Here is a 21,604-nt window from a genome sequence, read left to right as displayed (position 1 = left end):
ATCCTGGATCCATGGAGCGCACCGCCACCGTGATCGAGGTCACCGACAAGGCGGCGACCAAGATCCGCCAGCTCGCGGAGAAACAGGGCGCCGAGCCCGTGCTTCGCGTTCGCGTCGTCGCCGGCGGTTGCTCCGGCTTCTCCTACGACCTGTCGTTCGACATGCAGACCGGGAGCGATCACGTCGTACCGGCCGCCGGCGGTGTACGCGTTCTGGTCGACGAGAAGAGCGCGCCGATCGTCGAGGGCTCGACCCTCGAGTTCAACGACGCGCTCCTCGGCGGCGGTCTGAAGATGCTGAACCCGCGCGCGGTGCACGAGTGCGCGTGCGGCGAGTCGTTTTCGATCTGACCGGCCGCCACCGCGGCCTCGGCTCGATCTGATTGGTCGGCGGCGCTTCGCTTGCCGCGACCGGATCGTCCCCGTCGGCGGTTAGGCGACCTCGACCGTACCGGTCATCTGCGGGTGGATCCTGCAGAAGAACCCGGTCGACTCGGACACGTCGATCGTTGCCGTACCGCTCTCCCCTCCGGCGAGCTCCAGGTCGACGCTCTCGTCTTCGAGCGTGAACGTATGCGGTGTGGAGTCCTCGTTCGTCACGGTGACGTCGGTGGGGCCCGACACGGTGATCGTCGAGGGCTGGAACGTGAAGCCCTGGATCACGATCTCGTTCTCGCCGCCACCGGCCGTGGTCTCGCCTGTCGCACCGCCGTTCGTCGCTCCGGTCGCTCCACCGTTCCCCTCGTCGTCCCCGCCGCACGCAGTGAGGATCAGTGAGAGCGCGAAGACCCCAGCCACCAGACGGACCCACGTCGTCGAACGCATCGATCGCTCCTTTTCTCGCTGCCGGTCGAGCCTAATGGACGGGGGTACTACGAGGCACTGAGGGCGTCGGATGGCTCCGCCTATACTTGCCTCGCGGATGGCCTCCACCGCCGACAAGACGCAGTGGCGCGACCTGTACGACGAGGTCGTCCTCACCGGACTGTGCACCGGCTGTACGGCGTGCATCGTCGCCTGTCCGTTCCACGTGCTCGGCTACGCGAACGACGAACCCGTGCAGTTGCAGGAGGACGGCCCGGCCGCGTGCACTCACGGCGATCGAGGCTGCGACATCTGTACGCGGGCGTGCCCTCGGTTCCGCGAATGGGAGGGCGAGATCGACCTCCGCTTGTTCGGCCGCACCCGCGGCCCCGAGGACGTGATCGGCCAGCACCGCGAGATCGTCCTTGCCCGCGCCGCGTCGGCCGAGGCGTTGATGCAGGGCCAGGACGGTGGTGTCGTGTCGGCACTGCTGATCTGGGGCATGAAGAACGGCGAGATCGACGGGGCACTCACGTCGAAGCTGTCCGAGGACCGTCCTTGGGACGCCGAGCCAACGGTGGTCACCGACGAGCGCGGCGTCCTCGAGACGGCCGGCTCGCGCTATACGTACTCGGCGAACCCGCTGGCACTGACCAAGGCCGCCGAGATGGGTCTGTCGAAGCTCGCGCTCGTGGGGATGTCGTGCCAGGCGAGCGTGACCGGTGCGCTGAGTGCGCGTCGCGTCAACAAATGGGCGCGAAAGATCGCGTGGACGTTCGGACTTCTGTGCTCGAAGTCGTTCACGTACGACGGTTTGATGGTCGAGATCGCGCAGCGGCGGCTGGGACTCAAGCTCGACGACCTGGCCCGGGTGAACGTGAAGGGCAAGCTCTTGTTCTACACGCGCGACGGCGAGGAGATCACGTACTCGCTGAAGAAAGCGCACGAGTTCACGCGCCCCGGGTGCATGAAGTGCCCCGACTTCGCGGCGGAGCACGCGGATATCTCGTTCGGAGGGCTGGGTCAGAGCGACGGCTGGACGCTGACCGTCATCAGGACCGAGAAGGGTGCCGACCTGTGGGAGCGGGCGGTCGCCGATGGCGTCGTGGAGTGGCGACCGTCCTCGGAGGATCCCGCCGCGGTGGCGCTCATGGCCAAGCTCGCGGCGAAATCACGGGAGAGGTGGCCGGATGACGCGGCGTTCGCCGGGCCGGGCGAGCTCCCGCCGAACGGCGACGCGCCCGCGAACGGTCAGCCGACGGACGCCCAGCCCGCGACGACCGGGTGATCGACCGCAACGGGCCCCACCTGGGCGGCCCCGCCCGGTGAACCGATCGCGCTGACGTTCTCGGCGAAGAACTCGGCGTTGACGGGCGTGAACTGCTTCCACTCCGCGGGCACGTCGTCCTCGTAGAAGATCGCGGTCACGGGGCAGACCGGCTCGCACGCCCCGCAGTCGACGCACTCGTCGGGGTGGATATAGAGCATCCGCCCACCCTCGTAGATGCAGTCGACCGGGCACTCGTCCACGCAGGCCCGGTCCTTCACGTCGATGCACGGCTCGCAGATCGTGTACGTCATGTCCGTCCCCTTTGGCGTGTCCGTTCGCCCATACCTTGCCGTTTTCCCCGTTTCGACGGTGCGGACCTTGGAAATCCCGGCTGTGAGTTTATACCCGTTCTGTGCTCGTCAGATCGGCGCAAGGGCCAGGAGCGTCGCCTCGATCGAAGCAGCCGATCCGTCGACGGCCACGGGATAGATGACGGGATGGGCTCCCGCCTCGGCGAAGTCCGAGACCCGTGTCGCCGCGTCATCTCCGAACGCGGTGACGGCGCTGACCAGCCCTTCGGGGACGTCATCCGGCCGGCCGGCGCGGTGCGCCTCCGCGGCCGCGGCGGCCTCGGTGCCCAGACCGACCTGCTCGAACTGACGCGCGTACGCGGGGTATGAGGCGTACTCCGCCGCTGCGGCGCGCATTGCGCTCATGCCGCCCGCTGGATCATCACCGACCCACGAGCGCACGTAGACGGCGATCGCGACCTGGGCAGCGTCGCGTCCCGCGGCCTTCGCGCCCTCCGCGATCCGCGCCCGCGCGAACGCCACGCGTTCAGGGGGACACCAGTTCAGCAGCGCGCCGTCGGCGATCTCACCGGCGAGACGCATCGATCTCGGCCCGAGCGCCGAGATCCAGATCGGAGGGGGGCTCGGTAGCGCGAGCGACAGCCGCACCGGCCGGCCAGCGCGCTCGTCGATCTCTCCCGAGAACAGCGATCGAACGGTGTCGACGTAGCGATGAAGCTCGTCGAGCGCTCCTCGGCCGGCGCCACCCGTTCCGATGCCGAGAACCAGCCGCCCATCCGAGCGCTCGTGGACGGTCGCGGCTGCCATCGCCGTGGCCATCGCCGTGCGCGAACGCATGGGCACCACGCCCGTCGCGAGCAACAGGTCTCGCGTCTCTCCCGCGAGAGCGCCGAGCGCGACGAACGGATCACGAGCGGTGACCTGCGGGAGCCAGAGCGTGCCATATCCCGCCGTCTCGGCGGCACGGACGATCGCGGAGAGATCGCTCCACGGCAACGGGTCGCGCAGGGCGAATCCCGCCGTGCCCACTCGCACCGGCTAGTCGCGGCGCTCGCGGCGCCGCCCAAGACCCCCGACCCAGATGAACGGCAGCAGCAAGAACGTGAACCCGAGCAAGCGCGGCGCGACGACGAGGCCGAGCACGAGCAGGACGCCGCAGACGATCAGCCACGTCGGCACCGCGCCCCACCACGGCCGCTCACGGAGCTCGGTTCGCTCACGAATGGCGAGGAACGCCACGACGGCACTCGCGAACAACGCCGCCGGGATCAGGATCAGCGCGAGCGTCCCCATGAAGCCAGCGTACCCGCCCGGGCCCCGCGGGCTGCGGAGGAGGATCGTCTACAGCGGCACGTGCGAGAGGACCATGATCCGAACCTCGCTCATCTCCTCCATAGCGAAGCGCAGACCCTCGCGCCCGAACCCCGATTCCTTCGACCCTCCGTACGGCATCTGGTCGGCCCGGAACGCCGACACGTCGTTCACGATCACGCCGCCGACCTCGATCGAGCGATGCGCTTCGAACGCGCGGTTGATGTCGTTCGTGAACACGCCGGCCTGCAGACCGAAGCGCGAGTCGTTGACCGCCGCGATCGCTTCGTCGAACGTCTGGTACGGGCTGATGGTGACGACCGGGCCGAATATCTCCTCGCGGCACACCTTCATCTCCGGCCGGACGTCCGCGATCAGCGTCGGCTGGTAAAAGGGCGGGTCGCCCTCGCCACCCGTCAGCACGGTTGCGCCCTCCGATACGGCCTCCTTGACCCACCCATCGATCCGGTCGACCTCCTTGCGCTGGATCACCGGACCGACGTCGACCATCGGGTCCATGGGGTCGCCGACCTTCAGGCTCTCGACCTGCTTGACCAGCCGGTTGGCGAAGGCCTCGTACACCTCGGACTGCACCAGCACGCGTTGGACGCTGATGCAGCTCTGGCCCGCCTGGTAGTACCCGCCGAACGCGACGCGCTGCGCCGCGAGGTCGAGATCCGCGTCCGAGTGCACGATCACGCCGGCGTTGCCGCCGAGCTCGAGCGTCACTCGCTTCTTTGGATCGAGCCCCTTCAGGTACCAGCCGATCTCGGACGAACCGGTGAACGAGATCTTCCGGAACCGGTCGTCGCGAGCCATCGTGTCGGCGACCGAGCTGGAGACAGGCAGCACCTGAAGCATGCCCTTCGGCAGGTCGGTCTCCTTGAACAGTTCGGCGAGGCGGAGCGCGCCGATCGGCGTCGCCGACGCGGGCTTGATGACGATCGGCGCGCCAACGGCGAGCGCCGGCGCGACCTTGTGCGCGACGAGATTGAGCGGGAAGTTGAACGGCGTGATCCCGAGGACGGGTCCGATGGTGAACCGCCGCAGCAATCCGATGCGCGAACCCAGCGACGCTTCTGTGTCGAGCCGCATGAGCTCGTCGTCGCCGTGCCGGATCACCTCGGACGCCCAGCGGAACGTCGACACGGCTCGGGTGGCCTCGACGGTCGCCCACTTGAGCGGCTTTCCGCCCTCCCTGGCGATCATCTCGGCGTTCTCGTTCACGGACTCCTTCAGCCGGGCAGAGATGTGGTCGAGCGCCTCCGATCGCGCGTGGACGGGGAGCCGTCGCGACTCCTCGAACGTTGAGGCGGCGGTCGCGACCGCCTCCTCGACGTCGGCGCCGGTGGGCGTGCCGATCTCGGCCACAACGGAGTCGTCGTAGGGACTCCGAACCTCGAACGAGCCGTCGCCCGTTCGCCACTCTCCGTTCACGAGGTACGGCCGCACCGTCACCGAGATCGCCTCCTGTGGGACGTTGTCTGTCAGTCGAGCGATGCCATCACGTGCTTGACGTTCGTGTACTCCTCGATCGAGTAGATCGACATGTCCTTGCCGTAGCCGGACTGCTTGTAACCGCCGTGCGGCATCTCCGGCGTGAGGGGGATATGCGTGTTGATCCATACCGTCCCGAACTGGAGCTTGCGCGACATCCGGAGGGCACGGCCGACGTCGCGGGTCCACACCGATGCGGCGAGGCCGTAATCGACGCCGTTCGCCCACGCCAGCGCCTGCTCCTCGTCGTCGTACCGCTGAACGGTGACGACCGGACCGAACACCTCGTTCTGGACGATCTCGTCGTCCTGCTTCACGTCCGTGACGAGCGTTGGCGAGTACCAGGAACCGGGTTGGTCGATGACCTCGCCCCCGATGTTGACCGTCGCGCCCCGCTCCCGGGCACGGTCGACGAACCCGGTCACGCGCTCGAGCTGAGCACGCGAGACGAGCGAACCCATCGCCGCCTCGTCGTCGAAGATATCCCCGACCTTCATCTCGGAGACCTTCGAGGTCACCTCGGACACCAGGTTCTCGTACACGCGCGGACCGGCGAGCACGCGTGTGGCGGCGGTGCAGTCCTGTCCGGAGTTGAAGTAGCCGGCGATCTGGATCCACTCGGCCGCGGTGGAGATGTCGGCGTCGTCGAACACGATGACCGGCGCCTTTCCGCCGAGCTCCAGATGCACGCGCTTCAGCGTCTCGGAAGCGTTCCGCGCGATCAGCTTGCCGGTCGTCGTCTCGCCGGTCAGGGAGACGATGCCCACGTCCTTGTGCTTGACGATCGCGTCACCCACCGGCTCGCCGTCACCGGTGACCACATTGAACACGCCGGGCGGGAAGATCTCAGCCTCCGCGATGTACTGCGCGAACCGAAGCAGGGTGAGCGGGGTGTTCTCCGCGGGCTTGATGACGATCGTGTTGCCGGCCGCAAGCGCGGGTCCGAGCTTCCACGCCGCCATGTACAGCGGGTAGTTCCACGGCGCGATCAACCCCGCAACGCCGATCGGCTCGCGCCGCAGCATGCTCGTGTACCCCTTCATGTACTCGCCCGCCGCGAGGCCCTCGAGGACGCGGGCGCCGGCGGCGAAGAAACGGAACTGGTCCGCGATCACCGGCACCTCTTCGGACATCGTCAGAGCGAGGACCTTGCCGACGTTCTCCGACTCGAGGCGGCCGATCTCATCGCCGTGTTCCTCCACCAGGTCGGCCATCTTCAGAAGTGCTCGAGACCGTTCGCCGGGCGTGGCGTCGGACCAGGTCTCGTCGAACGTGGTCTTGGCCGCTCGGACGGCCTTGTCGACGTCCTCGGCGGTGGCCTCCGGCACCTCGGCGATCACATCTCCGGTGGCTGGACTCTCGATCTTCCTGGTCTTGCCGTCGGAGGCGTCGACCCACTCTCCGCCGATGAACATCTTGCAGGACTTCACGTCCGCCATCGTGCGACCCCCTCGCTCGGTCGGCTCGGCCGCGGTGAGCAGCGGCGTAGAAAGGAAGTATGCCCGTCCCGGCGGGAACGTGACCAGCGGAGGTCGCTCATGCCTCGGCGCCGCTGCCTCGCGCGACACATCTGCCGGTCGTACCATCGACACGAGGGAGGTGGTGCCCGTGCGCCGGTACCTGGTCGTGGCCAACCAGACCCTCGGCGGCGACCCGCTCCTCACGACGATCCAACGCCTTCACCGGTCGGGGCCGTCCGCGTTCCGCATCGTCGTCCCCGTCACTCCGCCTCGAGACCACGTCTGGACGGAGGGTGAGGCTCGGGCAGTGGCGACCGACCGTCTCGACGCCGCTCTCCAGCGTCTGCGACGGGTCGGCATCGAGGCCGATGGGAGCGCCGGGGACGAGAGCCCGATGCTCGCGATCGAAGACGCGATCCGAGACGACGGTCCGTTCGACGCGATCGTGCTGTCGACGCTTCCACCGCGGCTGTCGCGATGGCTCAAGGTCGACCTGCCGCGACGCGTCGAGTCCGCCTTCGGTCTGGAGGTCATCCACGTCGTCGGCGATCCCGAGCGCGCCGGCACGTCGAGGCGCTAGCCCGGCCACGTCTCGTCGCTTCGTGCCAGACTAGGTCCTTCGCGAGGAGGAGGCAGGCGTGGACATCCTGCAGGAGCGCAAGGTCGTCACCGAGATCCCGGGACCCAAGTCGCGCGAGTGGTTCGAACGACGAAAGGCCGCCGTGCCACAGGCGGTGTTCAACATCCATCCGATCGTCACGGCGCGAGCGTCGGGCGCCATCATCGAGGACGTCGACGGCAACCGGCTGATCGACTTCGCCACCGGCATCTCCGTCCTGAACGTGGGACACACGCCGCCGGAGGTCGTCCGCGCAGCGCAGGAGCAGCTCGAGCGAGACACGCACACGTGCTTCCACGTCACGGCGAACGAGCCCTACATCGAGCTCGCCGAACGCCTGAACGCGCTCGCGCCAGGCGACTTCGAGAAGAAGACGATGTTCGCCAACTCCGGGGCCGAGGCCGTCGAGAACGCGGTGAAGATCGCCCGGAAGTTCACCGGCCGGCAGGCCATCGTGACGTTCGACCACGCGTTCCACGGGCGAACGTTGCTCGCGATGTCCCTGACCGCGAAGTCCATGCCGTACAAGCAGGGCATGGGACCGTTCGCGCCCGAGATCTACCGTCTGCCGTTCGCCTACCCCTATCGCTGGCCCACCGGTCCGGAGAACGCGGCGCGCGAGGCGCTCGCCTACGCGCGTGACGAGATGCACAAGGTGATCGGCGAGGAGAACATCGCCGCCGTCATCGTCGAACCGGTCCAGGGCGAGGGCGGGTTCGTGTTCCCGGCGCCCGGGTTTCTCAAAGGTCTCGCCGAGATCTGCGCACAGCACGGCATCCTGTTCATCTCCGACGAGATCCAGAGCGGGATGGGTCGTGCCGGCCGATGGTTCGCCATCGAGGACGAGGACGTCGTCCCGGACCTCATCACCAGCGCGAAGTCGCTGGGCAGCGGACTTCCGATCAGTGCGGTGACCGGACGCGCCGACGCGATGGACAGCGTGCACGTCGGCGGCCTCGGCGGCACGTACGGCGGGAACCCCGTCGCGGCCGCTGCCTCGCTGGCGGTGCTCGATCAGATCGAGCGCGAGAACCTGCTCGAGCGCTCGAGGACCCTCGGCGATCGCGTGCTCTCGAGGCTCCGCCAGATGCAGGAGCGTCACACCGTGATCGGAGACGTTCGCGGCCGCGCGATGATGACGGCGATGGAGCTCGTCAAAGACCAGCAGTCGAAAGAGCCGATCGACGCCGAGACCGGCAACGCGATCGTCCGGACCTGCCTGGAGAACGGCGTGGTCATCCTCAAGGCGGGCACGTACGACAACGTGATCCGACTGCTCCCACCGCTCACGATCGAGGAGTCGCTGCTCGATGAGGGGCTGGACATCCTCGACGAGGCGTTCGGCTCGGTCGCGTAAGACTCGTCCCCTCGTTCGGCTGTCCGCCTCGGCCTACACTCGCGCCGTGCGCGCCTGTCCGAGCTGCGGCCGCGAGAACTCCGACGAGGCTCGCTTCTGCCAGTTCTGCGCGACGCCGCTCGGCGAGGCGGAACCGGTCCATGAGACGCGGAAGATCGTCACCGTCGTCTTCACCGACGTAACGGGCTCCACGAGCCTCGGCGAGCGCCTGGATCCGGAGACGCTTCGACGCGTGATGGCGCGGTACTTCGACGCCATGCGTGTGGTGATCGAGCGCCACGGAGGCGTAGTCGAGAAGTTCATCGGTGACGCGGTAATGGCCGTATTCGGCATCCCGCAGGTGCACGAGGACGACGCCCTTCGCGCGGTGCGCGCTGCCGCCGAGATGCGCAGTGCCCTCGAGGCGCTGAACGCGGAGCTCGAGCGGGATCGTGGCGTCACGATCCTTACGCGCACCGGCATCGCGACCGGCGAGGTCGTCGCGAGCGGTGACGCATCCTCGGGCGAGCGGCTCGTGACCGGCGACACCGTGAACGTCGCCGCCCGTCTCGAGCAGTCGGCGGATCCCGGCGAGATCCTGATCGGCGCGTCGACGCACGCGCTCGTCCGGGACGCGGTCGAGGCGGAGCTGCTCGAGGCGTTGGAGCTGAAGGGCAAGTCCGAGCCGGTGCGGGCCCACCGGCTGATGGGCGTTCGCGCCGGTGCCGCCGGACGCGAGCGATCCCTCGAGTCGCCGATGGTCGGTCGGGAACGGCATCTCCGGATGCTCCTCGATGCGTTCAACACGTCGGTGCAGGAGCGGACGTGCTCCCTCGTGACCGTCATCGCGTCGCCAGGAGTGGGCAAGTCGCGATTGGTTCGGGAGTTCGCTCGAGAGATCTCGGATCGGGCCTCGACACACGTCGGCCGTTGTCTCTCCTACGGCGAGGGCATGACGTTCTGGCCGCTGAGCGAGATCGCGCGGTCGATCGCACAGGTGCCGGAGGGGGCCCCGAGCGACATGATCGTGGCAGGCCTTCGCGCCGCGCTCGTGGGAGCGGACGAGGCCGACGTCGTCCTCGCACGGGTCGCGGGGCTACTCGGCCTGTCGCCAGGACCAGTCGCTCTCACCGATGCGTTCTGGGCCGTCCGAAAGCTGTTCGAGCGCGTCGCCGCGGAGCGTCCTCTCGCGCTGGTGATCGACGATATCCATTGGGCCGAGCCGACGATGCTCGACTTGATCGAGCAGGTGGTCGATTGGTCCAGGGCGGCGTCGATCGTCTTTCTCTGTACGGCGAGGCCCGAACTTCTAGACGCCCGGCCGACGTGGGGAAGCGGTAGGCCCAATGCGACGTCGATCTCCCTCGAGCCGCTCGCATCGGCAGACTCCGACCTGCTGGTCGACAACCTGCTCGGCAGCGCGGAGCTCGCGGCGGGTATGCGCGACCGGATCACCACGGCCGCCGAGGGCAACCCACTGTTCGTCGAGGAGATGCTCGGCGTGCTGATCGACGACGGTGTGCTCCTCCGCGACGACGGCCGGTGGGTCGCGACCGGCGACGTGTCCGACATCACGGTGCCGTCGACGATCCAAGCGCTAATCGCGGCGCGTCTGGATCGCCTCGGTTCGGAAGAGCGCACAGTCATCGAGCGCGGCGCGGTGGAGGGAAGGCTGTTCCACACCGGCACCGTGACCGCGCTTGCTCCTCAGGAGATGCGAACGAGCGTTGGGCGCTGCCTGATATCGCTTGTCCGGAAGGAATTCATCCGTCCGGATCGCGCCGAGTTCGCCGGCGACGACGCGTTCCGGTTCAGGCACGTGCTTATCCGAGACGCCGCGTACGAGTCCATGCCCAAGGAAACGCGGGCCGAGCTCCACGAACGCTTCGCGGAGTTGTTGGCCTTACGGGTCGCGGCCGCGCCCGGAGGGCTCGACGCGATCCTCGCGCACCACTATGAGCGGGCGTACCGGTATCGCACGGAGCTCGGCGGCGCGGGGGAGCGCGAACGGGAACTCGCGCGGATCGCCGGGAGGCGGTACGCGTCCGCCGGCACGGCAGCGCTTTCTCGCTCGGACGCCTCGACGGCGATTTCCCTCCTCGTACGTTCCGCGTCGCTCATGCCGGACGACGACGACGTCCGGCTCGAGCTGGTCGAGGCGTATCACGTCGAAGGGTCGATGGCCCGGGCGGCGAAGCTCGCCGCCGAGATCGAAGAAGCGGCGCAGCGCAGCGGCAACCGATTCGCGGCGCTGCGTGCTGGATTCATCCGAAGCGTCATCCGATCCCGGACGGACCCCTCCGCGACGGTGCAACAGCAGCGAGAAGCCGCGCAGGCGTTCGCACGCGAGTTCGAGGCGCTGGGTGATCACCGCGGAGCGGCTCAGGCGCTGATCGAGGTCCAATGGCTCACGCCCCGATCCGACCTCGGGTTGCTTCGACGCGCAACTGAATACGCGCGTGCCGCTGGGGACGCTCGCGTCGAGGCAGACGCGCTGGGGTACGAGGCCATCGACCTGTTCTGGGGTCGAACCACAGCGGCCGACGCCCTGCCTCGATGCGAGGCGATGCTTGCCGCGGGCCTTCCCGACCGATGCGCCGAATCGTTGGTCCTGGCGACCCGCGGTGGGCTGCGCGCGATGTTTGGCGACTTCGAAGGGGGTCGCGCCGATGTGTCCCGAGCCCGGTCGCTCCTGCTCGAGCTCGGCATTCGCAACCGCGCCCACCCGTTCTTCGTAGGCGGCTACGTCGGATGGCTCGCCGGCGACGTGGACCAGGCAGAGATCCGGTGGCGAGAGGGATACGAGATGTTTGAGTCCATGGGCGAGACGAACCGCCTGTCGACGCTCGCTGGTTTGATCGCTACCGCCCTCGCGGTCCAGGGTAGAGGCGAGGACGCGCTCGAGTTCGTACGGATCGGAGGCAAAACCGGCGCGCCCGACGACGAGGACACGCAATCGCTGGTACGAATCGCTGAGTCGATCGTGCTCTCCGCAGCGGGGCAGCACGACGACGCCGTGCGCCTCGCGAGCGAGGCCGTTGCGTATCTGGCAGGCCGCAGCGATTGGCAGGAAGGCGAGGCGCACCGCTCCCTTGGCGACGCACTGGCCGCGGCAGGCCGTCGGCCAGAGGCAGCCGCCTCGTACGCGCGCGCCCTCGCCCTGCACGAGGCGAAGGGCGTCATGCCGCTCATCGAACGCACGACGGCTGCGCTCGCGGCGCTCTAGCGCTGAGACCGCCGCCGTCGGCCGCGCTGCTAGCGTCGCATCATGTCGACCGAGGCGCCCGAACCGATCGCGTCGACGAGACGGTCCCGAGTGAGGCGAACCGTTCGCCGAGTCGCCGTCGACATCTCGCCGCTCCGTACCTCGGCCGACTTCCGACGACTCTGGTTCGGGCTGGCGATCTCCGAGGTCGGCTATCAGTTCACCGTCGTCGCGACGTTCATCCAGGTCTTCAGGCTCACCCGGTCGCCCGCGGCCGTGGGTCTCACGGGGCTCGTCGGCGTGACGGCGCTCGCCGTCGGAACGCTCGCCGCCGGCGCCTTCGTCGACGCATTCGACCGCAGGAAGATCCTGATCGGCGCTCAGTTGGGGTTCATGGTCGCGTCGGCGACCCTGTTGATCGGCGCACTCGCCGGTCGGCCTCCCGTAGTCCTGGTGTACGGGGCGATCGCCCTGATCGCCATGCTCTCCGCGATCGACTCTCCGACCCGTTCGGCCATGACACCGCGCCTGGTAGGTCGGGACCTCCTTCCCTCAGCGCTGGCGCTGAACCAGGTCGCATGGAACGCGACGGCGTTGCTCGGTCCGGCGCTCGCGGGAGTGGTGATCGCGGCCGGCGGCAGGTTCGGCCTCGCGTGGGCGTACGCGATCGACCTCGTGACGTACCTCGCGATCCTGGCCGCGGCGGTTTCGATCCATCCCATACCGCCCGAACGCGGCGAGACGGTCGCGACGGGTTGGCGCGCCGTCGTCGAGGGGTTCGCCTACCTGCGCCGGCGGCCCGTCCTCCAGTCCACGTTCGTGATCGACGTCGTGGCGATGGTGTTCGGCATGCCGCGGGCGCTCTTCCCCATCCTCGCCGTAACGCACTTCCATCGCAGAGCGGCCGTCGTCGGGCTGCTGTTCGCAGCGCCTGCCGTCGGCGCGCTGATCGGCGCGCTCACTACGGGCTGGGTCAAGCACGTACGTCGCCAGGGTATGGCGGTCGTGTGGGCCGTCTTGCTGTGGGGTGCGGGCATCGCCGCGTTCGGTCTCATCGGCGCGAACCTCTGGCTCGGCCTGTTCTTCCTGGCGCTCGCCGGCGCCGCCGACGTCATCTCGGCGGTGTTCCGCTCGACCATCCTTCAGCTGTCGGTCCCGGACTCGCTCCGCGGGCGTCTGTCGAGCATCCACATCTTGGTCGTCACGGGCGGTCCGCGTCTCGGCGACCTCGAGGCTGGGCTGGTGGCGTCGGCGTTCTCGCCGACGGTTTCCGTCGTCTCCGGCGGACTCATGTGCATCGTCGGTGCCGGCCTCCTGGCGTGGCTCGTTCCGTCGTTTCGCCGCTACCGGGCGGGCGAGACCGCATGACGATGGCCACGCCTCGCGCGGAGCTCGTCGAGCTCCGGGTGCTGGAGGGCCCGAACCTGTACTTTCCACGGCCCGCGATCAAAGTGCAGCTGCGCGTCGGCCCGTGGCTTTCAGTGCGCGAGGATCGGTTCGTGCGAGCGTTGGAGGTTGCGCGGGCGCGCGGCCGGGCGGGCCGGCCGAATACCGAGGAACGTCGTCGCGCGGTGGCCCGGTTCGCGGCGACGCTCGCGCGCCGGCTGGCCACTGAGGGCAACGTCCGCCTGGCCGTGCGAGGCCGGCCGGGGCCCGGGGCCGACGAGATCGTCGTGTCGTTCCCCTGGCGACGCCGTGGTACGGCTGAGGCTGCCGGGAACGAGATCGCGCGCCTGCTGTCGACGTTCGACGCACGCCGGTCACTCGACCGAACGCTCGCCGAAGTCGCCGAGCGGGTCGCCGCCGCGGAACCTGGCGAGGAACCGAGCGTGCCCGACCCGATGATCCCGGTCGTGTCGGTCACCGGGACGAACGGCAAGACGACGACGGTGCGCTTGCTGGCTCACCTCGTGCGGTCGGCCGGCAAGCGCGTCGCGTATTCGTCGACCGACGGCGTGTACCGCGACGACGAGCTCATCGAGGAGGGCGACTACTCGGGGTTCGGCGGCGCGGCGAAGGCCCTCGAACAGCGGCCGGACGTTGCCGTACTGGAGACGGCGCGTGGCGGCATCCTGCTCCGCGGGATCGGGGTGTTGCACAACGACGCGGCGATCGTGACGAACGTGTCGGCCGATCATCTAGGACTGCTCGGCATCCGAACGCTCGACCAGCTCGCCGAAGTGAAGGCGACGATCACGAAGATCACGCGATCCGAGGGATGGGACGTCCTGAACGCCGACGACCCGCGCGTGCTCGCGATGCGGCGCGGTGCGAGCGGCCGCATCTGGATGTGTTCGCTCGATCCCGATCACCCCGCGGTGCGCGAGACGCTCGTGGAGGGCGGACGCGCCACGGTCCCGCTCGACGGGTGGATGACGGTGCTGGAACGCTCGCACTCGCGCGCGCTCGTGCCGCTCGTCGACGTCCCCGTGACGATCGCCGGCATCTCGAGCATGAACCTGATGAACGCGATGCAGGCGGCGTCGGCCGCGCTCGGGATCGGGCTCCCCGAGCGGGCCGTCGTGCAGGGGCTCCGCTCGTTCGTCCTCGATCCCGAGCGGAATCCCGGACGGGCGAACCTGTTCGAGCTCGACGGTCGCGCGGTCGTCGTCGACTACGCGCACAACGAAGCCGGCATGCGGGGCCTCCTGGAGCTGTGCGACGGGCTCCGGCCCGCAGGCGCCGAGATCTGGCTGGCGATCTGCGCCGCCGGTGACCGAACGGACGAGATCTTGCATCGGGTCGGGTATCGCGCGGCTCGCGGCGCGGACCACGTAGTGATCGCGGAGCTGTTGCGTTACCTGCGCGGTCGCGAACGCGAGGACGTGATCGACGGGCTTCGAGCCGGCGCGATCGACGCTGGAGCGGACGATGTGGACGTCCATCCGGACGAGCTCTCGGCACTCCGGGCGATGCTGCAGCGCTCGCGCCGCGGCGACGTCGTCGCGGTGACGGCGCTCGGAATGCGGCCGGAGGTGTTCGCATGGCTCGGGGAGAACGGCGGCGTGCGCCTCACCCCTGCCATGGTTCGGCGGCACGTGGCGGCGGCCCGTCGTTCACGCGCCGCCAAGTAGCATCGACGTTGACGTCCAACAGACGAAGGTTCGAGCAAGGAGCGAGAATCGAATGGCCGCGACTTCCACGATGTCGGAGCTCGGCAGCCAGCTGCCTTCATTCGCGTTACCCGACGTGACGACCGGAAGGACGGTGAGCGACGCCGACGTCGGCGGAAGCAGCGCCCTGCTCGTCATGTTCATCTGTCGGCACTGCCCGTACGTCGCGCACGTTCGGGAGGAGCTCGCGCGCCTCGCCGTCGACTATTCGGACGCGGACGTAGCCTTCGTCGCGATCAGCGCGAACGATCCGGAGACCTACCCCGAGGACGCGCCGGAGAGCCTCGCCGAGGAAGCCCGGCTCGCGGGCTACCGGTTCCCGTACCTCTTCGACGAATCGCAAGAGGTGGCCAAGGCGTTCGGCGCCGCCTGTACGCCCGACTTCTTCCTGTACGGCCCGGCGCGGGAACTCGTGTACCGGGGGCAGCTCGACGACAGCCGGCCCCGCAACGGGATCCCCGTGACGGGAGAGCATCTGCGCGCCGCGATCGACGCCGTGCTCGAGGGACGGGAAGTGCCACCCGACCAGCGACCGAGCGTCGGCTGCAGCATCAAGTGGAAGCCGGGGTCCGGGGGGTAGCACAGCGAGCGGAGCGAGCGTTGTGCGTACCCCTGGAAGACGATGGCAACGATCCGCAGTAGATCTCGCTACGCTCGAGAGGTCCTTCGCGCGGCACGCTCCGCGACGCGAACCGACCGCGCGCGGTCGCGTGCGCGCTCGGCCAGTTCGAACTCCGCGGTCGTGCGTTCATGGACAAGCAGGTAGACGATCAGCGCGTCGACCACGCCGATGACGATCGCGACGGCGACGCTGCGCTCGACCTCTTCGGACATCAGCTCCGCGATCGACAGGATCAACGTGACCGCGGCGAAGACGAGGAAGGTTCCGACGGCCGCGTGACGAACGCCCTCGCGGCTTCCGAGCACGCCGATCGCCTCGATCGTGGTCACCACGCACAGCGCCAGGATCACGATGCCGACGATGGCGAGGAAGTTCTTCATCTCCTCGACGTTGAGGCCGAAGCCGACGGCGGTGAGGTAGGTGTCCCGATCGAGCCGCCCGGTCACGAACGCGTCGAGGACGGCGTCGATTCCGATCACGACGAACACCGCCGTGAGCGCGAGCATCAGCATCCCGGCGAGGATCGAACGCGGGCGCGTCATTCGCCCGAACCCACGCTCGTTCAAAGGCCGGTCTCGTCGACGATGGTGACGAGATCAGGGTCGCCCCCCGCCACCTGCCACCCGTCCTGCCCGTTGCCGGCGCGCATGACGGTCGGCGCCGCGAGCGAGCGCCTCCGCTCCAGCTCCTTGTACACGTCGGTCGCGTAGTCGACGCACAGGACGACCAGGTCACCGGGACGCGAGCGATCGAGCGCGCGGCGGGTCGCGTCCATCTCGTCCGGGACGACCTCGACGTTGCCCGCGCGGGCGCCTTGAGTCATGGCGTCGCGAACGCCCTCGACGATCAGCTCGGCGGTCACGCCGCGAGCCCGGCCGCGCGTGTTCCGGTCCTCGCGCACGATGATGTCGTCGAAGTACCGGCCGGCGACCCGCCCGAGCTCGCGCATGTCCTCGTCGCGCCGGTCCCCCGCCGTGGCCACGACGGCGACGCGCAGGTTCGCGTTCCACGACGGCGCTCCGGCGCGGGGGCCCGGTTTCGGGTCCGAGGTGAGACGTTCGACGAACTCGCCGAGCTTCTCGAGCCCAGCCGCGTTATGCGCGTAGTCGATCAACACCTTCACCCCGTCGAGGTCGAACAGGTTCAGCCGCCCCGGCGCCTGGTAGATCGACGTCGTGAACGAACGCAGGCCCTGTCGGATGTCGTGCAGGTGCGCACCTGCCGCGTGCGCGGCCGCCGCCGCGGCCATCGCGTTCTGCACCATCATCCGCGCGCGGCCCTCGAACGTCGCCGGCAGCGTGTGGACCCATGCGATGGGCATCGTGCGCCGACCCTCGCGGATCACCATCTTCTCGCCGAGCGGTCCTCTCTCCAGGACGATCGCTTTGCGCCCCCGTCGCACCCACCGCTCGACGAGCTCGTTCTCGTCCTGCATCGAGAACAGGATCACGCTGCCGCTGCACGCCTTGCGCATCTCGGCGACGAGCGGATCATCTGCGTTCAGCACCGCCCACCCGGTCTTCGGAACCGCCTCGACGATCACCTGCTTCACGGCGGCGAGCTGCTCGATCGTCTCGATCCCGCCGAGCCCGAGATGGTCGCCGGTCACGTTCAACACGACCGCCACGTCGTTCTCGCCGTATCCCAGACCCTCGCGGAGGATGCCACCACGCGCCGTCTCGAACACGGCGAAATCGACCCGCGGGTTCTGCAGCACCATCTGCGCGGACTTCGGACCCGACGCGTCGGCTCGCTTCACGAGACGCTCGTCGATGTAGATCCCATCGGTCGTGGTGAACCCGACGGAACGTCCCATGCCCTTGTAGATGTGCGCGATCATCCGGACGGTCGTGGTCTTGCCGTTCGAGCCCGTCACCGCGACGATCGGGATGCGGGCCGGCGTTCCGGGTGGGAACAGCAGGTCGACGACGTCCTTCGCGACGTACTGCGGCTCGCCCTCGGTGGGATGCGTGTGCATCCGGAAGCCCGGTGCGGCGTTCACCTCGACGATCGCGCCACCGGTCTCCCGGACCGGTTGCGTGATGTCGGGTGCGAGAAAATCGATCCCGGCGACGTCGAGGCCGACGACGCGCGCCGCCTCCTCGGCGATCTCGATGTTCTCCTCGTGCGCCTCCCACGTGCGGTCGATCGAGATCCCTCCGGTCGACATGTTCCCCGTCTCCGCCAGCTTGACCAGGGCGCCCTCGGGTGGGACGTCGTCCATCTGGTACCCCTGCTTCCGCACCAGGTCGACCGCGCGCGAGTCGACCTTGATCCTGGTCAGCACCTTCTCGTGACCGATCCCGCGTCGCGGGTCCTGGTTCGTGACATCGACGAGCTCATCGACGGTGTGAGTCCCGTCGCCGATCACGTGTGCGGGGACGCGTTGTGCCACGGCGACCATCCGCCCGCCGACGACGAGCACGCGGTAGTCGTTGCCCGTCACGTAGCTCTCGACGACGACCTCCCCGCGCCGTGATTCCTCGATGGCGCGGGCGAACCCCTCACGCACGTCGTGCTCGGTCCGGAGGTCGAGGCCGACGCCGCGACCGTGGTTGCCGTCGATCGGCTTCGTCACTGCGGGAAAGCCGATGCGGTTCGCCGCCTCGACGGCACCGTCCTCGGTTCGAACGATCTCGCCGCGCGGGACCGGAAGACCGGCCGCGGCGAGCAGGCGCGTCGTCATGTCCTTGTCGCCGGCGATGTCGACGGCGAGCGAGGAGGTCTTCGAGGTCATCGTGGCCCGGATGCGCTGCTGGTACCTCCCCCATCCGAGCTGCACGAGGGACTGTTCGTTCAGTCGGATGAACGGGATGCGTCGACTGGCCGCTTCGTCCAGGATCGCCTGTGTCGACGGCCCGAACGCGCGACGTTCGGCGAGCAGGATGAGCTTCTCGAGCTCTGCGAGGAAGTCGAACCCGTCCTCGGGTTCGACCAGGTGGTTGACGATCCGAACCGCGAGTTCACCGGACGCGACGCCGACGCGCTCCTCCCAGTACCCGTAGATGACGTTGTACCGGCCGGGTTCACCGGCGCTCCGCGTCTTGCCTCGATAGACATGCGCGCCGGACTCACGCTGGAGCTCGATCGCGACGTGCTCGGCGACATGGCCGAGCCACGTTCCCTCCGCCAGACGCTCGCGGAACCCGCCGCGCCGCCCCAGCGAGCACGAATGCTCGCCGACGCCCGGGAGCATCTCCAGCAGACCCTCGACGAACCCCTCGATCGTGTTCGAGGGCCACTCTTCCAGGACGCCGAGGTCGACGAGGAGCCTGACGCAGGGCTCGTAGCTCCAGTAGTTCGGACCGCGGAAGACCTGTTTCTGGACGATCCGAAGATCGGCCTTGAGGGGCGGTTTGTCGGCGACGGGCTCGCGTTTGGTCCGCTGCCGATCAGCCCTTGTCCCCGTCTTGCTACCGGTCTTGCTACCGGAAGCAGGAGCCACGTTCGCTCGCTCCCGCTCGCTCACTTCTTGGGCCCCCGCGCCCCCGTCGATGCGGGGGCCACGTTCGCTCGCTCCCGCTCGCTCACTTCTTGGGCCCCCGCGCCCCCCTGATCACTCAGACGCCTCGCGTTCCACGCCGGGCTCGCCCGCGAGCAGCCGTCGCGCCCGCAGATCGAACCACGTCCCGGCAGGAAGCGAATGCACGACGGCCCCCGACACCATGATCGGACGGTGACCCTTCGCCTGGTGCGCGTCGGTGACCACGTGCGAGCCGTCGATGAGCGTCACGGCGCCGCGTCCGATGACCTCTATCGTTCGATCGGCGTGGACGATGGCGCACGTGTCCTCGTCGAGGCCGATGCCGACGAGCGACGGTGACTGCGCGACGACCGCGAGTAGGCGCCCGAACCGACCGCGCTGCTGGAAATGCTGGTCGATCACGACGCCCTGAACGATGCCGAGCCCCGCCGCGAGCTGTGCCATCCGCGTCTTGGGCGTTTCACCCGAGCGACCGAACGCCATCATGTGCGCGGCCATCGCGCTCGCGCCCGCGGACGTCCCGGCGAGGACCGCGCCACGGTCGTGCGCGCGCTGGATCGCGTCGGCGAGACGCGTGCCCGCTACGACGGACGACAGCCGCAGCTGGTTGCCGCCGGTAAGGAAAACGGCCGTGGCATCCGAGAGCGCCTGGGCGACCTCCGGCGAGTCCGCCTCCGCGCGCTCCTCGGGCCGAAGGCCGGTGACGCGACCAATGCCGAGACCGCCGAAGAGGTCCCGGTAACGCTCGGACGCCAGGTCGCCCAGCGACGACGCGGTGGACACCACCACGACGTGTCCGTGGGCGCCGCCTGCGTCGTTCGCGAAGCGAGAGAGGACGACCTTGTCGCGTACCTTGTCCTCGGCGCCGCCGATCAGCATGACCGGACCCGCGCCGCCCAGGGCGCGAATGGCTTGAACGCGAACGTCATCCGAAGACACGGTGACGAAAGTGTAGCCCCGGTCCCAGCGCGGGCCGCTGGTGGCGCGAAACCTAGTGGCGAGCGCTTCGCTCGGGATCGCCCGGGGGGCGAAGGATCAGGCGGTCGTGCGGCTCGACGACGTCGACGGTTCCCTCCAGGCCGGGCTCGACCCACAGCTCGAACCCGTCGCCGGCGATGAGCTCGTCGCCGTCGTGGCGCTCGTCGATCAGCGCGAACTCGACGCCGTCCGCGCCGCGGTGGACCCGCACGGTGGCCTGGGGGTTGAACCGACGGGCCGCCGAGTGGGTTCGCTGGAGGATCTCCGTCGCCCAGGCCGTGAACTCGAGCCGCACCGGGTCATCGTACGAACCGCGGCGCCTGTAAGCTCGGCCGTCGTCTTCGATCATGAGTGTCACCACGCGCGAGCTCCGGCTGGTCGGCGCGGGCGGAGAGCCGGTCGATCTCGTTCGAACCCTGAACTCGCACGGCTTCGTCGACCTCCCCCCGATGAAGCCGGATCCGAACTACCGTGCGACCGAGCTCACCGTGCGGACGCGGCGAGGGAAACCGCGCCGCGTCCGCATCGAGTCCGGCCGTCGTGGTTACGCAAGACTCTCGATCCTCGGGCCGGCCTCGTCGAACGGCGTCGCCGACGACGTCACCGACGCTGTCCGCTACGTCCTCCGGCTCGACGCCGACCTCTCTTCGTTCTACGCGGCGGCCGCCGACGACGAGCAGCTGTCGTGGGTGACGACGGGAGCGGGGCGAATGGTGCGGAGCGCAAGCGTGTTCGAGGACGTCGTGAAGACCATCTGCACGACGAACTGCACGTGGTCAGCGACGGTTCGCATGGTCCACGCGATCGTCGCCAATCTCGGCGAGCCGGCCCCAGGCGCCCCGCCTAACACTCCTTGGGGCCGCGCGTTCCCCACGCCCGAGGCGATGGCCGAGGCCGGCACGGGCTTCTACCGCGATGTCGCACGCGCGGGCTATCGCGGCGCCTACCTCGAGTCGCTCGCCCGGTCGGTCGCCGCCGGCGAGGTCGACGTGGAATGGTTCGGCCGCGCGTCGGCGGACGAGCTCGACGACGAGGAGCTCGAGCGCCGGCTGCTTGCCCTCCCCGGCGTCGGTCCGTACGCGGCCGCCCACATCATGATGACCCTCGGCAGGTATCACCGGTTGATCCTCGACTCGTGGACGCGGCCGACCTACGTGAAGCGGGCGGGCCGCAAGGCGGCGACGGACGCGGCGATACAGCGGCGGTTCCGCCGGTATGGACCGTACGCGGGGCTCGCGTTCTGGATGTTCCTGACTCGCGACTGGGTGAACGAGGCGTAACTAACCGGTCCTTGTCCGGCGTTGCGCGCCGCCGCATACTTCCCGCGGTCCACCATGATCGTGGTGAAGGATCCCGTCTTGAGCGAGCCCTTATGGCCTTTCGTCCGCGCGCACGCAACATCTGGGCGTCCCTGCGAGCCGAGCGCCGAACGCTCCGGCAGGGTCTGGTCGCGCTCGCCCTGTCGACGGTCGCGTCGTTTGTCGCCGGCCTGACGCTCGGCGCGATCACCGACACGCTGTCGCTGCTCCCCGGCCTGCTCGTCCTGATCCCTGCTTCGGTCGGCATGCGGGGAACGATCTTCGGGGCGATGGCGG

The 21,604-nt window shown here is 68.9% G+C and carries 20 protein-coding genes; 10 read left to right on the top strand and 10 right to left on the bottom strand.

What is annotated here, in order from left to right; genetic code table 11:
* Positions 1 to 11: 11 nt before the first annotated feature.
* A complete protein-coding gene (locus VFA08_00100; protein HYZ11995.1) occupies positions 12 to 350 on the top strand; it encodes an iron-sulfur cluster assembly accessory protein in 339 nt (112 codons plus the stop codon).
* An 81-nt stretch (positions 351 to 431) separates the two neighbouring features.
* On the opposite strand, the gene VFA08_00095 is transcribed toward VFA08_00100, so the two are convergent.
* Complete coding sequence (locus VFA08_00095) at positions 432 to 824, bottom strand: cupredoxin domain-containing protein (GenBank protein HYZ11994.1); 393 nt, start codon at positions 822 to 824, stop codon at positions 432 to 434.
* Positions 825 to 921: 97 nt separating this feature from the next.
* Between VFA08_00095 and VFA08_00090 the strand changes: the two genes are divergently transcribed.
* Positions 922 to 2,091 (top strand): Coenzyme F420 hydrogenase/dehydrogenase, beta subunit C-terminal domain, encoded by a 1,170-nt coding sequence (locus VFA08_00090; protein HYZ11993.1) that lies wholly within the window; start codon positions 922 to 924, stop codon positions 2,089 to 2,091.
* Here VFA08_00090 and fdxA read toward each other — a convergent pair.
* The 5 genes from fdxA to VFA08_00065 all read right to left on the bottom strand — a co-directional run bounded on the left by fdxA (position 2,055) and on the right by VFA08_00065 (position 6,631).
* Positions 2,055 to 2,384, bottom strand: a complete 330-nt coding sequence (fdxA, locus tag VFA08_00085; protein ID HYZ11992.1) for a ferredoxin — start codon at positions 2,382 to 2,384, stop codon at positions 2,055 to 2,057. The genes VFA08_00090 and fdxA overlap by 37 nt on opposite strands.
* 108 nt (positions 2,385 to 2,492) lie before the next feature.
* Positions 2,493 to 3,413 (bottom strand): LLM class flavin-dependent oxidoreductase, encoded by a 921-nt coding sequence (locus VFA08_00080; protein ID HYZ11991.1) that lies wholly within the window; start codon positions 3,411 to 3,413, stop codon positions 2,493 to 2,495.
* Between the two features lie 9 nt (positions 3,414 to 3,422).
* On the bottom strand, positions 3,423 to 3,677 hold the full coding sequence (locus VFA08_00075; GenBank protein HYZ11990.1) for a hypothetical protein: 255 nt from the start codon (positions 3,675 to 3,677) through the stop codon (positions 3,423 to 3,425).
* Positions 3,678 to 3,725: 48 nt separating this feature from the next.
* Complete coding sequence (locus tag VFA08_00070; protein HYZ11989.1) at positions 3,726 to 5,153, bottom strand: aldehyde dehydrogenase family protein; 1,428 nt, start codon at positions 5,151 to 5,153, stop codon at positions 3,726 to 3,728.
* 29 nt (positions 5,154 to 5,182) lie between these two features.
* Positions 5,183 to 6,631, bottom strand: coding sequence for a gamma-aminobutyraldehyde dehydrogenase (locus VFA08_00065; GenBank protein ID HYZ11988.1), 1,449 nt, complete (start codon positions 6,629 to 6,631; stop codon positions 5,183 to 5,185).
* A gap of 169 nt (positions 6,632 to 6,800) precedes the next feature.
* Here VFA08_00065 and VFA08_00060 point away from each other — a divergent pair, with 169 nt between their 5' ends.
* From VFA08_00060 to VFA08_00035, 6 genes are read left to right on the top strand one after another with little or no spacing between them, the layout of a single operon-like run.
* Positions 6,801 to 7,232 carry a hypothetical protein gene (locus tag VFA08_00060; GenBank protein ID HYZ11987.1) on the top strand — a complete coding sequence of 144 codons (432 nt, stop codon included), beginning with the start codon at positions 6,801 to 6,803 and terminating at the stop codon, positions 7,230 to 7,232.
* 58 nt (positions 7,233 to 7,290) lie between these two features.
* Positions 7,291 to 8,628 (top strand): 4-aminobutyrate--2-oxoglutarate transaminase, encoded by a 1,338-nt coding sequence (gene gabT, locus VFA08_00055; protein ID HYZ11986.1) that lies wholly within the window; start codon positions 7,291 to 7,293, stop codon positions 8,626 to 8,628.
* A gap of 46 nt (positions 8,629 to 8,674) precedes the next feature.
* Complete coding sequence (locus VFA08_00050; GenBank protein ID HYZ11985.1) at positions 8,675 to 11,833, top strand: adenylate/guanylate cyclase domain-containing protein; 3,159 nt, start codon at positions 8,675 to 8,677, stop codon at positions 11,831 to 11,833.
* 42 nt (positions 11,834 to 11,875) lie between these two features.
* A complete protein-coding gene (locus tag VFA08_00045) occupies positions 11,876 to 13,180 on the top strand; it encodes an MFS transporter (protein HYZ11984.1) in 1,305 nt (434 codons plus the stop codon).
* Positions 13,181 to 13,182: 2 nt separating this feature from the next.
* Positions 13,183 to 14,886: a Mur ligase family protein gene (locus VFA08_00040; GenBank protein ID HYZ11983.1), complete on the top strand. Its 1,704-nt coding sequence runs from the start codon at positions 13,183 to 13,185 to the stop codon at positions 14,884 to 14,886.
* Positions 14,887 to 14,938: 52 nt separating this feature from the next.
* Positions 14,939 to 15,505, top strand: coding sequence for a thioredoxin family protein (locus tag VFA08_00035; GenBank protein ID HYZ11982.1), 567 nt, complete (start codon positions 14,939 to 14,941; stop codon positions 15,503 to 15,505).
* Between the two features lie 68 nt (positions 15,506 to 15,573).
* Here the strand turns inward: VFA08_00035 and VFA08_00030 are convergent, their stop codons facing one another.
* The 4 genes from VFA08_00030 to VFA08_00015 all read right to left on the bottom strand — a co-directional run bounded on the left by VFA08_00030 (position 15,574) and on the right by VFA08_00015 (position 20,304).
* Positions 15,574 to 16,089, bottom strand: a complete 516-nt coding sequence (locus VFA08_00030) for a hypothetical protein (protein HYZ11981.1) — start codon at positions 16,087 to 16,089, stop codon at positions 15,574 to 15,576.
* A 20-nt stretch (positions 16,090 to 16,109) separates the two neighbouring features.
* Complete coding sequence (cphA, locus tag VFA08_00025; protein HYZ11980.1) at positions 16,110 to 18,878, bottom strand: cyanophycin synthetase; 2,769 nt, start codon at positions 18,876 to 18,878, stop codon at positions 16,110 to 16,112.
* A gap of 225 nt (positions 18,879 to 19,103) precedes the next feature.
* Positions 19,104 to 19,970, bottom strand: coding sequence for a cyanophycinase (locus tag VFA08_00020; protein ID HYZ11979.1), 867 nt, complete (start codon positions 19,968 to 19,970; stop codon positions 19,104 to 19,106).
* A 52-nt stretch (positions 19,971 to 20,022) separates the two neighbouring features.
* Complete coding sequence (locus VFA08_00015; protein ID HYZ11978.1) at positions 20,023 to 20,304, bottom strand: hypothetical protein; 282 nt, start codon at positions 20,302 to 20,304, stop codon at positions 20,023 to 20,025.
* Positions 20,305 to 20,356: 52 nt separating this feature from the next.
* On the opposite strand from VFA08_00015, the gene VFA08_00010 reads away from it, so the two are divergent.
* Together VFA08_00010 and VFA08_00005 are read left to right on the top strand one after the other, a co-directional pair.
* Positions 20,357 to 21,289: a Fe-S cluster assembly protein HesB gene (locus VFA08_00010; GenBank protein HYZ11977.1), complete on the top strand. Its 933-nt coding sequence runs from the start codon at positions 20,357 to 20,359 to the stop codon at positions 21,287 to 21,289.
* A gap of 92 nt (positions 21,290 to 21,381) precedes the next feature.
* On the top strand, positions 21,382 to 21,604 hold a 223-nt coding region (locus VFA08_00005), incomplete at its 3' end, for a divalent cation transporter (GenBank protein HYZ11976.1).

The organism is Actinomycetota bacterium (assembly GCA_035640355.1).
Lineage (GTDB): Bacteria > Actinomycetota > UBA4738 > UBA4738 > HRBIN12 > CALGFI01.
The sequence above is the reverse complement of the archived record's forward strand: the minus strand, read 5'-3'. Positions and strand labels throughout refer to the sequence as shown.

Bases quoted from the DNA above. Each gene is read 5' to 3' on its own strand.
- VFA08_00035 (HYZ11982.1), top strand. From the start codon at position 14,939: ATGGCCGCGACTTCCACGATGTCGGAGCTCGGCAGCCAGCTGCCTTCA.
- VFA08_00090 (HYZ11993.1), top strand. From the start codon at position 922: ATGGCCTCCACCGCCGACAAGACGCAGTGGCGCGACCTGTACGACGAG.
- VFA08_00010 (HYZ11977.1), top strand. From the start codon at position 20,357: ATGAGTGTCACCACGCGCGAGCTCCGGCTGGTCGGCGCGGGCGGAGAG.
- VFA08_00040 (HYZ11983.1), top strand. From the start codon at position 13,183: ATGGCCACGCCTCGCGCGGAGCTCGTCGAGCTCCGGGTGCTGGAGGGC.
- VFA08_00095 (HYZ11994.1), bottom strand. From the start codon at position 824: ATGCGTTCGACGACGTGGGTCCGTCTGGTGGCTGGGGTCTTCGCGCTC.
- VFA08_00065 (HYZ11988.1), bottom strand. From the start codon at position 6,631: ATGGCGGACGTGAAGTCCTGCAAGATGTTCATCGGCGGAGAGTGGGTC.
- VFA08_00100 (HYZ11995.1), top strand. From the start codon at position 12: ATGGAGCGCACCGCCACCGTGATCGAGGTCACCGACAAGGCGGCGACC.
- VFA08_00045 (HYZ11984.1), top strand. From the start codon at position 11,876: ATGTCGACCGAGGCGCCCGAACCGATCGCGTCGACGAGACGGTCCCGA.
- fdxA (HYZ11992.1), bottom strand. From the start codon at position 2,384: ATGACGTACACGATCTGCGAGCCGTGCATCGACGTGAAGGACCGGGCC.
- VFA08_00030 (HYZ11981.1), bottom strand. From the start codon at position 16,089: ATGACGCGCCCGCGTTCGATCCTCGCCGGGATGCTGATGCTCGCGCTC.
- VFA08_00075 (HYZ11990.1), bottom strand. From the start codon at position 3,677: ATGGGGACGCTCGCGCTGATCCTGATCCCGGCGGCGTTGTTCGCGAGT.